This window comes from Veronia pacifica (genome assembly GCF_001707825.1).
Lineage (GTDB): Bacteria > Pseudomonadota > Gammaproteobacteria > Enterobacterales > Vibrionaceae > Veronia > Veronia pacifica.
In genome coordinates this window covers 1-12,954 of sequence record NZ_LYBM01000027.1, presented here as the reverse complement: position 1 = coordinate 12,954, position 12,954 = coordinate 1, and the positions used below count along the sequence as shown (strand labels likewise).

The following is a 12,954-nucleotide window of genomic DNA, read 5'->3' as shown; positions in this document are numbered from 1 at the left end:
AGATCACAAGAAGAACGGACTTGGCTGGAACAGCCTCTCCACGTCAGGGATATACTTTTTATCCACCAGGAACATCACCACGTGATCATCCTGCTCTATCACTGTTTTGTCGTGAGCGATTAGTACTTCTTCGCCACGGACAATGGCACCTATCGTCGTACCGGGAGGCAGCTTGATATCGCCGATGGCCCGTCCCACAACTTTTGAGGTAGTGGAGTCACCGTGAGCAACCGCTTCAATGGCCTCAGCAGCGCCTCTGCGCAGCGAAGAGACATTAACAATATCGGCCTTACGCACATGGGTCAGCAATGCCGATATCGTGGCCTGCTGCGGCGATATCGCGACATCAATCGCTCCTCCCTGAACCAGATCGACGTAGGCCCCGCGCTGAATGAGCACCATCGCCTTTTTGGCACCGAGGCGCTTCGCCAGCATCGCTGACATGATATTCGCTTCATCTTCATTGGTAACAGCAATAAAGACATCAATTTGATCTATGTGTTCTTCGCTGAGCAGCTCCTGATCAGAGGCATCACCACAAAAGACGATCGTATTTTCCAGCAACTCTGACAGTTGCTCTGCCCGCTTGGCATTGCGCTCGATAAGCTTAACGCTGTAGGCACGTTCCAGGCTTTTTGCCAGACCCGCACCAATGTTACCGCCCCCAACAATCATGATCCGTTTGTATGGGTTTTCGAGGCGTTGCAGCTCACTCATTACAGAGCGGATGTGGTTGCTTGCGGCGACAAAGAACACCTCATCATCGGCTTCAATAATAGTGGTACCTTGAGGACGAATAGGGCGGTCACGACGGAAAATGGCGGCAACACGGGTATCGATATGCGGCATATGCTCACGGAGTGCAGACAGGGCATGGCCGACAAGAGGCCCGCCATAGTATGCCTTCACCGCGACCAGGCCGACTTTCTCGTCGGCAAAGTTGACCACCTGCAATGCCCCGGGATATTCAATCAGTCGATGGATATACCGGGTCACCAGATCTTCCGGTGCGATGAGGTGATCGACCGGACATGCATCCGTTTGGAACAATTGCTTCTTGGCCGCCAGATATTGAGGGCTTCGAATTCTGGCGACCCGGTTTGGTGTGTTATACAGAGTGAATGCAACCTGACAGGCAATCATATTGGTTTCGTCAGAGTTTGTGACTGCGACCAGCATATCTGCATCCTGCGCCCCGGCTTCAAGCAATGTTGAAGGGTGGCTGGCATATCCCTGTACGACCCGCAGATCGTATTTGTCCTGCAAATCACGCAAGCGATCAGAGTCCCTGTCGACAATCGTGATGTCGTTATTCTCGCCGACCAGATTTTCAGCAAGTGTGCCGCCAACCTGGCCCGCACCCAGGATAATGATTTTCATAAACTCAGCCTGAAACCTCTATGTTGCTGGTGGCACCCAGTCAGACTCACCGTGTCCTATGTAAAAGATGCCGCCGCTTACTTAACAGTTAAGCGTGTTTTTGCAAAACGGCGTAGTAAAAGCCGTCCATGTCGTCCTGTCCCGGCAGAATTTGGCGTCCGGGTTGCAATGCGTCGCCAGTAAGCAGCGAAACATCCTGATGCCTGTTCAAAAATGCGGTGACTTGTTGAGCATTTTCCTGAGGCGTGATGGAGCAGGTCGCATAAACCAGCGTGCCACCCGGCTTCAGTTTTTGCCACATTGCATCAAATATCTCTGCCTGCAATGTGACCAGTTGTTCAATATCATCGGCACGGCGCAGCCATTTAATATCAGGGTGACGACGAATGACGCCAGTTGCAGAGCAAGGCGCATCCAGCAGAATGCGATCAAATTTTTCGCCTTGCCACCAGACATCCGGTTCTCTTGCATCACCGCAGATCACTTCTGCGCTAAGATTCAGACGCTCAAGGTTTTCCTTAACCCGCGTGAGTCGGTTTTCATCAGCATCAATCGCCACTACTCTGGCGTCAGGTTGATGTTCAAGGATGTGGCAGGTTTTACCGCCCGGTGCTGCGCAGCAGTCGAGAATTAGCTCACCTGCTTCAGGCTGGAGATAGTCGACAGATAATTGTGCTGCAGCATCCTGTACAGAGACCCAGCCTTCGTCAAACCCTGGTAGTTTGGTGACATCGCAAGGTGAGACCAGCCTAATGGCATCTGTCGCTTCTGGATGTGCTTCACCTTCAATCCCTGCGTCAGTCAGTCGTTGCAGATAGTCATCTCTGCTGTTGTGCTGTCGGTTAACCCGCAGCCACATTGGCGCTTTTTGGTGATTATTATCTACTACCTGTTGCCAGTTTTCCGGATAAGCTTCTTGCAACAGTTTGAGCAGCCAGCCCGGATGGCCATAACGCCCGGCATCATGTGAAACTGCCTTTTCATTCAAAGCATCCTGATCGCGCTGATAATTGCGTAATACAGCATTTACCAACCCGCGAAGCTGTGGCTTTTTCAGCGGTTTGGTGGCATCTACCGTCTCACCAACGGCGGCATGGGCAGGCACTCGCATGTAGTTGAGCTGATAGAGGCCAACAAGAATAAGATGGTGGAAGACACGCTGCTTGCCTTTCAGAGGTTTATCCATCAGTGTTTGGGCAATGGCTTCCAGCCTTGGCAGCCAGCGGAGAACACCGTAGCAGATCTCCTGTAACAGTGCGCCATCTCGTGGCGCGACCTGTTGCTGTGCCTTGGGTAAAACGGCAGTTAACGACTGCCCTTGATCAACAACCTGAAAGATGACCTTTGCGGCCACGGCTCTCACATTCATGGAAACACCTTAAACGAACCCCGGTATGGTAACCGGGGTGAGAAAATAATGAAGGCTAGCGAATTGACTTGCCTTGTTTTTACAGGATATTACCCACTTCAAACCATTCACGGCGGGCATTAAGAATATCAGCGGCTGACATGGCTTTTTTGCCCGGAGGCTGAAGGGAGGTCAGTGAAAGCACACCGTCTGCGGTGGCAACCTCAATACCGTGTTTGCTGACAGCAATGATGGTGCCGGGAGCCTTCTCTGTCTCAGTATCAGTCACTTTCGCCGACCACACTTTGACATTGTGCTCACCGATAGTCACGTAGCTCATCGGCCACGAATTAAAGGCACGAATGCAGCGTTCAATTTCGACCGCAGACATTTGCCAGTCGATACGGGCCTCTTGTTTGCTGAGCTTCTTGGCATGGGTTGCCAGTGCATCATCTTGTTTGACCGCTTCGGCTTTGCCTGCAGCGATGTCATCGAGGCACTCCACCAGTGATTGCGGGCCAATATCAGCCAAACGCTGGTAAAGAGAAGCACTGGTTTCCTGCGGGTCAATGTCAACACGGGTGATTTTCAACATATCACCTGTATCTAAACCCTCATCCATCTGCATGATGGTGACACCCGTCTCTTTGTCACCTGCCCAGACAGCGCGCTGAATCGGCGCTGCACCGCGCCATTTTGGCAAAATAGAACCGTGAACATTGATACAGCCGAGACGCGGTGTATCGAGCACAGCTTTTGGCAGAATCAGGCCGTAAGCAACCACCACCATGATATCCGCTTCAATCGTTGCCAGTTCCTGCTGTGCCTCCTCATTTTTGAGGCTGGCAGGTTGATAAACAGGCAAGTTGTGCTCAAGCGCGAGGGACTTGACTGCACTTGGCATCAGTTTTTTACCTCGGCCAGCAGGGCGGTCAGGTTGGGTATAAACCGCCACAACCTCATGGTGTGAAGACAATAAAGCCGCCAGATGGCTGGCGCAAAATCCGGTGTACCGGCAAATACAATTTTAAGTGACTGGCTCAAGGCAAACCCCTAACTGACTTTCTGGCTGGAGCGTTTAATTTTTTCAAGCTTCTGCTTGATACGCTGGCGTTTGAGTGGCGACAGGTAATCGACAAACAGTTTTCCTTCCAGATGATCTAGCTCATGCTGAACGCAAATGGCTAATAGATCATTAGCTTCAAAGTGGTATTCATTGCCATCGCGGTCGAGTGCCTTAACCGATACCTCAGCGGCACGAGGTACCAACGCCTGAGCGCCCGGTACAGACAGACAGCCTTCTTCAATGCCATCTTCCCCGCGTTTTTCAAGAATTTCAGGGTTAATCAGTACCATTGGCTGGTCTCGGGTTTCCGACACATCAATCACAACGATACGTTGGTGGATATCAACCTGTGTTGCAGCCAGACCAATGCCGTTTTCGTCATACATGGTCTCTAGCATGTCATCCACAATGTTTTGGATCTCAGGGGTAACACTCTCTACGGGCTTAGCCACAATCCTCAGTCGATCATCCGGGAATGTTAAAACTTGCAATACGCTCATACGTCTCTCGTAAATCTTGAACCGTGCCGAATCCGGCCTTGTCTGAATGGCCTAATTCTAGACATTTTGTAAACCAAATGACAGCATCACAAGTGCAAGTCTGAATTTGGAGACACCAAATGCTCAAAATATTAATCACCGCAGGGATAGCGGCGATGTTCACCTATCAGGCAAGCGCCTCGGTGATTGTCTCCGATTCCGCCCCAAAAACGTATGTCGTAAAAAAAGGCGATACGCTTTGGGGTATTTCAGCCATTTACTTGGATAAGCCATGGAAATGGCCAGAGCTGTGGAAAGTCAATCCATCCATTGCTAATCCTCACCTCATTTATCCCGGAGATGTCCTTTCTCTGGTCTGGCAAGATGGCTCGCCTCGACTAATCAAAACATCGACCAGTAATAGCGATTCTCCGCTTCAGGCCCTGAGTAAAGTCCTATTGTCTCCTTATACACGGACGGATACCTTGATCCCAACCAGCGATCTGATGCTGGCGCCTAAAGTGATCAGTTCAACCGAAGGCCGCCTTCTGATCACCGGACGTGACCAAGCTTATGTAGACACTGAATTGTCTATGCCTGAGTGGGAGGTTTATCGCCCTGTTTCCGGTTTTAACCGTGAGCTTGGTAAACATACTGCCAGCGTAACCAGTCTCAGGCACATCGCTTCAGCAAGTGTTGTGGCCGCCGATAGCGGCCGGGCAAAGATCTTATTTACCCGCGTGCATCAGGAAGTTCGGCCAAATGACATTTTGTTACCGAAACTGTCTGGGCAGGACATTCAACCTTTTTACCCCAAACCAGCTGCTGAGGGGATTGAAGGGAAAATGATTGGTCATCTCTACGGTCAGCGTTATGCGGGCATGAGAGATGTTGTTGTTGTTGATCGCGGTGATGTTGATGGCCTGTCGGCTGGTGATACGCTGACAATCAGCGAGCCCGGCGCTGTGGTAAGGAGCCAGAAAAATTTGGCGAAACCTGGAGAGCCATCGACCACAGTTACACTGCCAAGCCAGCATATTGGCACATTGATGGTCATCAGAACGTACTCGCAATTTAGCCTGGCAATACTCATGGCCGCTGATAAACCGGTTGCCGCTGATTCGGTTATAAGTAGCCCCGCACTGTGAACGAGCTTGAGAGCTGGATTAGATTATCTGCCGTTCCTCGTTTAGGGGGACGAAAGATAGGCTTACTGCTCAGCAGGGCTTCACCCAGTCAGTTGATTGCTATGTCTGCGGACTCTCTGCGAGGGTTGGGTTTAACGGATGTTCAAATTGCCAGCTTACACCAAGATGAATCGGTCGCCTGGCAAAAGTGCAGGCGATGGCTGGACAATCCTCATCACCATATCCTGACTCTGACAGATAACCGTTACCCGTATTTACTGCGCCAAATCCCATCGCCACCACCACTTTTGTTTATTAAAGGTAACCCTGACGTCCTCTCTTTACCCCAAATTGCAGTTGTCGGTAGTCGAAACGCCAGCCATGAAGGACTCGCACTGGCAAGAAAGTTCGGTGCTGAATTGGCGAGTAACAATCTGGTGGTGACCAGTGGATTGGCACTTGGTATCGATGGCAGGGCTCACCGGGGTGTACTTGATGTAGATGGAACCACGATCGCAGTTCTGGGCTCGGGCCTTGAAAATGTGTATCCGGCACACCATATAGAACTGGCAGGCGAGATCATTGAGCGTGGCGCTTTGGTTTCAGAGCTTTGGCCATGGTCTCCGCCCAGAGCAGCCTTTTTTCCGAAAAGAAATCGTATAATCAGCGGTCTTAGTTCAGGAGTACTGGTTGTCGAGGCTGCATTTAAGAGTGGGTCGCTAATTACCGCGAGGTGCGCGCTTGAGCAGGGTCGTGATGTCTTTGCATTACCTGGCTCTATTCACAACCCACATGCACAAGGGAGCAATGGTCTGATAAAGCAAGGCGCTTATCTGGTTGAGTCTATTGATGATGTACTATCCCAGACTGGCATTTTGTCGAATTGTGCAATTAATCACCTAATCGAAGTAGCGCCGGGGATAGAGCAGCAAGAAGAATTGCCATTTCCCCATCTGTTAGCTAACGTAGGAAATGAGGCAACATGTGTAGACGTGCTTGCTGAAATCTGCGATCAACCCGTACATGAAATTATGATGCAGTTATTAGAGCTTGAGTTACAGGGTTTTGTATCAGCAGTACCCGGTGGCTATGTCAGAACGAGGAGGGGCTAGCCATGATGGACATTCTTATGTACCTGTTTGAAACCTATATCCATAGCGATGTGGAGTTAATGGTTGACCAGGATGAATTGGCCGACGAATTGTCCAGGGCCGGATTTCATCAGGAAGACATCTATAAAGCACTGGCATGGCTAGAGAAGCTGGCTCAGTTGCAAGATGCCGACCAGAATCCTTACTTGACGGGAAGCGCACTGACGTCAATGCGTATCTATACCCCTAAAGAGATGGAGCGTCTGGATACTGAGAGCCGGGGGTTCATTATTTTTCTGGAACAAATGAAAGTGCTGACTCCAGAAACTCGCGAGATGGTGGTAGATCGCGTGATGGAACTTGAAGCACAGGATTTTGCCTTGGAAGACCTAAAGTGGGTGATACTCATGGTGCTGTTTAATGTGCCGGGTAATGAGAGCGCCTATGACCAAATGGAAGAATTGCTGTACGATGTCGGCGACGAATACGTGCACTGACAGGGTGCACTGAACCGATTGTCTGAGGTTTTTTCATTTTGGCGAGAAAAATAGACCAGTCACTGTTTCCAGAGACACAGAAACGACAAGATAACCAAGAGCACTGTCCCGAATGTGGCAGTGCTCTTTTGATCCGCCACAGTAAACGTGGTCCCTTCAAAGCGTGCAGCAGCTATCCAGCATGTGACTTTTCGAAAGCAATGACGAATAACGATGGCCATGTTGTCAAAGAGCTCGGTCTACCATGCCCTGAGTGTGGCGATGAGCTGGTTTTACGTCAGGGGCGATATGGGATGTTCATTGGCTGTTCGGCGTATCCGGTATGTCAGCATATTGAAAAACGTGAAAGTCAGCCTCAGGAGGCAAAAAGTGCAATAGCCTGCCCCGAGTGTGGCACAGGTACGCTGACAGAGCGTAAATCCCGTTATGGCAAAACCTTTTATGCCTGTGATGCCTATCCGAAATGTAAGTTTGCCGTCAATCAAACACCGGTTCAGGGAGCCTGTGAGGCTTGCGGTTTTGGCTTATTGGTCGAGAAGAAATCGGCCAACGGCAACTACAAACAATGTGCCAGCCGAAAGTGCCAACATCGGCAGACCGAAGTAGAGCCCGAGGTATAAAAAAACCGACTCGGTGCCGGTTTCTTATCAAGGTTAAATGAACCCAACTGGATATTTTTTTGTATCTAACAACGCAGGCGATCTGCGGCTTCTTTCACTGCCGGAAACTCGGTACTGTCGAGCGACTGGCCCAGCTTAGTTAGCTTCTCTGCCAGTTTTTCGCGGCTTGCAGCTGTCACATTGATATGGCCAATTTTTCGTCCGGGACGAGGTGCTTTGTCGTACCAATGAAGGTGACAATCAGACATGATTTCCTGCGGCACATTGACGTGTCCGACCATGTTTATCATGGCTGTCGGCGCAACGCGCGTGGTATCTCCCAGGGGTAAGCCACACACAGCGCGCAGATGGTTTTCAAACTGACAGACCCACGCGCCCTGTTGGGTCCAGTGACCCGAGTTATGAACGCGAGGCGCGATCTCATTGACCATCAGTGTGCCATCCACATCGAAGAACTCGATAGCCAACACACCAACATAATCCAGCGCATCTGCGATAGCTTTGAACATCAGCTCTGCCTGCTGCTGGAGTGCATGATTATCATCAGCGGCTATCGACACGCTCAGGATACCGTCGGTATGAATGTTTTCTGTTAGTGGATACATGGCGGTATCACCGTTAGCGCCTCTAACACCAATGAGCGATACTTCGCGATCAAACGGGATAAAGGTTTCAGCAATCACACATTGCCTGTCATCGGCACCTGCCAGAAATGCCTCAACGCTGTACCACGTTGCTTCAAGATCCTCAGCGCTTTTAATGCGCCACTGTCCTTTTCCATCATAACCATCCAGTGCGCTTTTCAGGATCAACGGCAGACCAAGCTTGCTGATGGCTGCATCGTAATCTTCGCGCAGATTAATGACGTGATAAGGCGCATTATTGACCCCTGCTTTATCAAGCACTGCTTTTTCAATGCGACGATCGCCACCAGTGAGAATCGCTTCTGCGCCGGGTAGGAACTTTCCGCTCTCTTGACATTGCGCCAGAACATCAGGCGCAATATGTTCGAACTCCGCGGTGATAATGTCTGCACTCTCTATTGCAGAGGCGAGACCCTTGCCAAGGATCTCGTGAGTCAAAGGATGCACAGTGTTGCCAGTATTCACATCATAGGCAGAGATATGAAGATTGAGAGGTGCACCAGCCAGTGCCATCATGCGCGCCAGTTGACCAGCGCCAAGAACCAGTACTTTCATCATTTAGTCCACCGAAGGGTCAGGGCGAGCCAGCACGATCTCGGTTTGTTTGGCACGAAAAGCGTCAATTTTTTCCATCAGCGTATCATCACTGGTGGCCAGTATTTGTGCGGCCAAAAGCCCGGCATTTGCGGCACCTGCATCACCTATGGCTAAGGTACCAACTGCAACACCTTTTGGCATCTGCACAATCGACAGTAACGAATCCATGCCTTTCAGTGCCTTGGATTGGACTGGCACACCCAGCACGGGCAGGCTGGTGAATGCTGCAGTCATTCCGGGAAGATGAGCGGCACCGCCAGCACCTGCAATGATCACTCGAATCCCGCGCTCAGCGGCTGAGCCAGCATAGTCAGCCAATAACTGTGGCGTACGGTGTGCTGAAACAACCTGTGTTTCATAAGTGATACCAAAGTTATCCAGCATATCTGCTGCGTTTTTCATGGTTGGCCAATCCGATTTTGAACCCATGATGATGCCGACTTTCATTAACTGCTCCTGTTACTGCCGATAGTGCTTTTTCTGAGGCGCCATTATATCGGCAAAAAACCATAGGGAAAACGTTTGCGTCGTCGATTTTTCTGTCATTGTCTGCTTTGTTGATAACAGATAGGCAATGTTGAGAAACCTATCTTGCCCGCGATTTGGTGGAAAATTATTGAGTTGTTGCAGCAAAATTAGTCATAGTATGGCGCAAAGAGTGACAAAACTGCGGAGAATAGCGGTGGCAAATGTAAAACAGTGTGTTGATGCACTGCGAGGTGGTGAAGTTATCGCCTACCCGACAGAAGGGGTTTTTGGTGTAGGCTGTGACCCTGACAATAGTGAGGCGATTGAGGCCTTACTGGCCGTTAAAGAGCGAGATCAGGCTAAAGGCTTAATACTCATCGCCGCCAGCATTGAACAGCTGGATGGATATATCGATATGGCAAACCTTTCCCAAGAGACAAAGGCAGATATCATAGATAGCTGGCCGGGGCCGGTGACCTGGGTTATGCCAAAAGGCCACAAAGTAACGCCGTGGGTGAGCGGCCGTTTCGACACCGTTGCTGTCAGAGTCTCTGATCATCCAGATGTGCAGGCCCTATGTTCTGCTTATGGAAAACCTATCACATCAACCAGCGCAAATCTGGCTGGCGAGCCACCCTGTATGTCAGTTGCTGATGTTGATATTCACCTTGCTGACCGAGTCAGTACTGTTTTAGAGGGTAAGACAGGTCAACGAGGAAAACCCACTGAGATCCGTGATGCCCTTACGGGAAACATATTACGTCAGGGGTAACATTCAGGATAAGGAATGACTGTGAATACTCAGACCAACCAAGTAGACAAAGAACAGGTAAAAACATTTCTACTCTCGCTGCAGGATATTATTTGTCAGGCCTTGGAGCAGGAAGATGGCGTTGGCCAGTTTAAGCAAGACAGTTGGGACCGTGAAGAAGGGGGCGGTGGTCGCAGCAGAGTGCTGCGTGAAGGTAAGGTGTTTGAGCAAGCCGGAGTGAATTTTTCCCATGTTTTTGGCGATAAAATGCCTGCATCTGCGACAGCCCACCGACCTGAACTTGCTGGCCGTAGTTTTGAAGCCATGGGAGTGTCATTGGTTGTTCACCCCAATAATCCTTATGTGCCGACATCTCATGCCAATGTCCGGTTCTTTATCGCCGAAAAAGAGGGAGAAGCCCCTGTCTGGTGGTTTGGTGGTGGTTTTGACCTGACACCGTTTTATCCGGTGGAAGAGGATTGCATACATTGGCATCAAGTTGCTAAATCTTTATGTGAGCCTTTTGGTGAGAATGTTTATCAGGAACACAAAGACTGGTGTGATCGATACTTTTTCTTGCCTCACCGTAATGAGACTCGTGGCGTGGGAGGCCTTTTCTTCGATGATCTCAACGCATGGGGATTTGAGGACAGTTTTGCCTATATTCGTGCCGTTGGCCAAGGTTACCTTGATGGTTACCTTCCAATTGTGTCAAAGCGAAAAAGCAAAGAATTTGGTGAGAAAGAGCGGAATTTCCAGCTTTATCGCCGTGGCCGTTACGTTGAATTTAATCTGGTTTACGACAGAGGCACCTTGTTTGGCCTGCAAAGTGGGGGAAGGACAGAGTCCATTCTAATGTCTATGCCACCAATGGCGCGATGGGAATATTGCTGGGCGCCAGAACCCGGCTCTCCTGAAGCCAATTTATATGACGACTATTTAAAACCGAGGGAGTGGTAAACAATAATGCCCGCACGTGACCGATATTTGGTAGTTGGGAATCCGATCCAACACAGTAAGTCCCCCTTTATTCATACTGAGTTTGCAAAGAGTACGGGCGAACAGCTTGTTTACGATAAGCAGGAAGTGGCCATCGGTAATTTTACCGATTTTATGACGGCCTTTTTTTCGGAAGGAGGCAAAGGATGCAATGTGACAGTGCCATTCAAGGAAGAGGCATTTCATTTTGCATCTGAACTGACTGAGCGGGCCGAGTTGGCGGGCGCGGTAAATACTCTCAAGCGCCTCGAGGATGGCAGAATTCTTGGTGATAATACGGATGGGCAGGGCTTGGTAGCAGATTTGCTTGCCAATAATGTCACCCTCAAAGGCTCCCGTATCCTGCTTATTGGTGCGGGTGGAGCAGCGAAAGGAGTGATATTGCCACTTCTTGCTCATCAGCCTGAATCAATCACTGTCACCAACAGAACGGCAGAAAAGGCGTCTGCGCTCGTTGAGCAGTTCTCTGTTTACGCAGAACGATACCAAAGCGACGTCGCGGCAATTGAGATGGCACAGGCGACACAGAGCTATGATCTTATCATCAACTCCACAGCCGCCAGTCTGAGCGGTGAATATCCAGCGATCCCCACTGAAGCGATAGATAATGGCACTGTCGTGTACGACATGGCATATGGGCAGGGTGAGACATCCAGTAACCAGTGGGCGAACAGCCAGGGAGCGTCAAAAACAATAGATGGTTTGGGTATGCTGGTGGGGCAGGCCGCAGAAAGTTTTTACTTGTGGCGAGGTATTCGTCCAGAAGTAAAAACAGTACTGATTGCGTTGCGCCAGTCCTTGGCATAATGCCAGTTTAATAAAAGAGAAAACCATGAATCAGAGTATTCTTTTTCCAGACCTACAATCTTATGTTCAGGACAAGCATGCCGTCAGTTTTCCGGCTCAGCTATCTGGCGCGCTGATACCGTGTTTTGTGGCTGTGACATGGCTGGAAGCAAAAAGCGGTCGTGATCTAACTGAGAGTGATGAAATATTGGCAGCGTTTCAAGGACTTCGTTTTGACCTTGAAGACGCTGCAGAGCAAGCAATAGAGGATGAGATGTTCAACGAGCAGGGAGAAGTTTGGCTCAGCTGACCTCGTTCAAGTAATCTTCTTTGTTCTGAACATAGTTATTGGATGATGTTTTCAGGAAGGCAACTTCTTCTGGCTTCAACGCCCGGGCTTGCTTTACCGGGCTACCGACATATAAAAAACCCGAGCTAAGTGTTTTCCCAGGAGGGACAAGGCTGCCAGCGCCAATCATCACATCGTCCTCAATGACGGCACCGTCTAGAACAATGGCTCCCATTCCTACTAATACACGGTTTCCTATTGTACAGCCGTGTAACATAACTTTGTGACCGACTGTCACGTCATCACCAATCACTAATGGATATCCCTCTGGGTTCGCAGCATTCTTGTGGGTTACATGCAGTACCGTTCCATCCTGAATATTGGTGCGCGCACCTATATAAATACTGTTCACATCCCCACGGGCTGCAACCAGAGGCCATACACTGGCATCGTCACCAATTGTGATATCACCAACTAAAACCGCAGTTCTATCTATATAGACACGTTGACCGATAGTGGGAGTAATACCTTTGTACGATCGTAAATCGGCTTCCATGACCTTTTCCTATTGTAGATATTGTTATTCAAGACTATAGCGACCAGTGTTCTCGCGCAATATGCGTGTAAAAAAACAGCAAAAGTTGTGTTTTTGAGTGAAGTTTAAGCTGTTGACATGTTTTGTAGTAAAAAACACAAAAAAGGGGTTGCCAAGTTTTCACAGCTCCCTATAATGCCGCCTCACCGACACGGAGAGCGGCTTCCAAAGCGGAAACCAAGCCAAATCGGTACGACGGAAACGGCGTCAAAAAATG

14 protein-coding genes and 1 pseudogene are annotated in these 12,954 nt (G+C 49.8%); 8 read left to right on the top strand and 7 right to left on the bottom strand.

From position 1 onward, the window contains the following. Window positions 1-3 precede the first annotated feature (3 nt). The 4 genes and pseudogenes from trkA to def all read right to left on the bottom strand — a co-directional run bounded on the left by trkA (window position 4) and on the right by def (window position 4,294). Window positions 4-1,380: a Trk system potassium transporter TrkA gene (gene trkA, locus A8L45_RS14305; protein ID WP_068903445.1), complete on the bottom strand. Its 1,377-nt coding sequence runs from the start codon at window positions 1,378-1,380 to the stop codon at window positions 4-6. Between the two features lie 88 nt (window positions 1,381-1,468). Next, window positions 1,469-2,749 carry a 16S rRNA (cytosine(967)-C(5))-methyltransferase RsmB gene (gene rsmB / locus A8L45_RS14300; protein WP_068903443.1) on the bottom strand — a complete coding sequence of 427 codons (1,281 nt, stop codon included), beginning with the start codon at window positions 2,747-2,749 and terminating at the stop codon, window positions 1,469-1,471. A 79-nt stretch (window positions 2,750-2,828) separates the two neighbouring features. Next, a pseudogene (fmt, locus tag A8L45_RS14295) lies at window positions 2,829-3,772 on the bottom strand (methionyl-tRNA formyltransferase). A gap of 9 nt (window positions 3,773-3,781) precedes the next feature. Beyond that, window positions 3,782-4,294 (bottom strand): peptide deformylase, encoded by a 513-nt coding sequence (gene def / locus A8L45_RS14290; protein ID WP_068903441.1) that lies wholly within the window; start codon window positions 4,292-4,294, stop codon window positions 3,782-3,784. Window positions 4,295-4,413: 119 nt separating this feature from the next. Between def and A8L45_RS14285 the strand changes: the two genes are divergently transcribed. Genes A8L45_RS14285 through A8L45_RS14270 form a run of 4 tightly spaced genes read left to right on the top strand, consistent with a single transcriptional unit; the run spans window position 4,414 to window position 7,608 of the window. After that, window positions 4,414-5,421 carry a LysM peptidoglycan-binding domain-containing protein gene (locus A8L45_RS14285; protein WP_068903439.1) on the top strand — a complete coding sequence of 336 codons (1,008 nt, stop codon included), beginning with the start codon at window positions 4,414-4,416 and terminating at the stop codon, window positions 5,419-5,421. Then, entirely contained in the window at window positions 5,418-6,512 is a 1,095-nt protein-coding gene (dprA, locus tag A8L45_RS14280; RefSeq protein ID WP_068903437.1) for a DNA-processing protein DprA, read from the top strand. The genes A8L45_RS14285 and dprA overlap by 4 nt, the downstream gene beginning before the upstream one ends. Before the next feature lie 2 nt (window positions 6,513-6,514). Beyond that, window positions 6,515-6,988 (top strand): DUF494 family protein, encoded by a 474-nt coding sequence (locus A8L45_RS14275; protein ID WP_068903435.1) that lies wholly within the window; start codon window positions 6,515-6,517, stop codon window positions 6,986-6,988. Window positions 6,989-7,026: 38 nt separating this feature from the next. Further along, entirely contained in the window at window positions 7,027-7,608 is a 582-nt protein-coding gene (locus A8L45_RS14270; RefSeq protein WP_068903433.1) for a topoisomerase DNA-binding C4 zinc finger domain-containing protein, read from the top strand. A gap of 65 nt (window positions 7,609-7,673) precedes the next feature. Here A8L45_RS14270 and A8L45_RS14265 read toward each other — a convergent pair whose 3' ends face one another. Continuing rightward, a complete protein-coding gene (locus A8L45_RS14265; protein WP_068903548.1) occupies window positions 7,674-8,807 on the bottom strand; it encodes a 5-(carboxyamino)imidazole ribonucleotide synthase in 1,134 nt (377 codons plus the stop codon). Window positions 8,808-8,810: 3 nt separating this feature from the next. Further along, a complete protein-coding gene (gene purE / locus A8L45_RS14260) occupies window positions 8,811-9,296 on the bottom strand; it encodes a 5-(carboxyamino)imidazole ribonucleotide mutase (RefSeq protein WP_068903430.1) in 486 nt (161 codons plus the stop codon). Window positions 9,297-9,531: 235 nt separating this feature from the next. Here purE and tsaC point away from each other — a divergent pair, with 235 nt between their 5' ends. From tsaC to A8L45_RS14240, 4 genes are read left to right on the top strand one after another with little or no spacing between them, the layout of a single operon-like run. Next, window positions 9,532-10,089: an L-threonylcarbamoyladenylate synthase type 1 TsaC gene (gene tsaC, locus A8L45_RS14255; protein WP_068903547.1), complete on the top strand. Its 558-nt coding sequence runs from the start codon at window positions 9,532-9,534 to the stop codon at window positions 10,087-10,089. Between the two features lie 15 nt (window positions 10,090-10,104). Then, entirely contained in the window at window positions 10,105-11,028 is a 924-nt protein-coding gene (gene hemF / locus A8L45_RS14250; protein ID WP_068903428.1) for an oxygen-dependent coproporphyrinogen oxidase, read from the top strand. A 6-nt stretch (window positions 11,029-11,034) separates the two neighbouring features. After that, window positions 11,035-11,874, top strand: a complete 840-nt coding sequence (aroE, locus tag A8L45_RS14245; protein WP_068903426.1) for a shikimate dehydrogenase — start codon at window positions 11,035-11,037, stop codon at window positions 11,872-11,874. A gap of 25 nt (window positions 11,875-11,899) precedes the next feature. Then, entirely contained in the window at window positions 11,900-12,163 is a 264-nt protein-coding gene (locus tag A8L45_RS14240; protein WP_068903424.1) for a DUF1488 family protein, read from the top strand. Here the strand turns inward: A8L45_RS14240 and A8L45_RS14235 are convergent. Continuing rightward, on the bottom strand, window positions 12,156-12,698 hold the full coding sequence (locus A8L45_RS14235) for a gamma carbonic anhydrase family protein (RefSeq protein ID WP_068903422.1): 543 nt from the start codon (window positions 12,696-12,698) through the stop codon (window positions 12,156-12,158). The genes A8L45_RS14240 and A8L45_RS14235 overlap by 8 nt on opposite strands. Window positions 12,699-12,954 lie beyond the last annotated feature (256 nt).

Bases quoted from the DNA above. Each gene is read 5' to 3' on its own strand.
- rsmB (WP_068903443.1), bottom strand. From the start codon at position 2,749: ATGAATGTGAGAGCCGTGGCCGCAAAGGTCATCTTTCAGGTTGTTGAT.
- purE (WP_068903430.1), bottom strand. From the start codon at position 9,296: ATGAAAGTCGGCATCATCATGGGTTCAAAATCGGATTGGCCAACCATG.
- A8L45_RS14275 (WP_068903435.1), top strand. From the start codon at position 6,515: ATGATGGACATTCTTATGTACCTGTTTGAAACCTATATCCATAGCGAT.
- aroE (WP_068903426.1), top strand. From the start codon at position 11,035: ATGCCCGCACGTGACCGATATTTGGTAGTTGGGAATCCGATCCAACAC.
- A8L45_RS14240 (WP_068903424.1), top strand. From the start codon at position 11,900: ATGAATCAGAGTATTCTTTTTCCAGACCTACAATCTTATGTTCAGGAC.
- A8L45_RS14265 (WP_068903548.1), bottom strand. From the start codon at position 8,807: ATGAAAGTACTGGTTCTTGGCGCTGGTCAACTGGCGCGCATGATGGCA.
- def (WP_068903441.1), bottom strand. From the start codon at position 4,294: ATGAGCGTATTGCAAGTTTTAACATTCCCGGATGATCGACTGAGGATT.
- hemF (WP_068903428.1), top strand. From the start codon at position 10,105: ATGACTGTGAATACTCAGACCAACCAAGTAGACAAAGAACAGGTAAAA.
- A8L45_RS14285 (WP_068903439.1), top strand. From the start codon at position 4,414: ATGCTCAAAATATTAATCACCGCAGGGATAGCGGCGATGTTCACCTAT.
- A8L45_RS14235 (WP_068903422.1), bottom strand. From the start codon at position 12,698: ATGGAAGCCGATTTACGATCGTACAAAGGTATTACTCCCACTATCGGT.
- trkA (WP_068903445.1), bottom strand. From the start codon at position 1,380: ATGAAAATCATTATCCTGGGTGCGGGCCAGGTTGGCGGCACACTTGCT.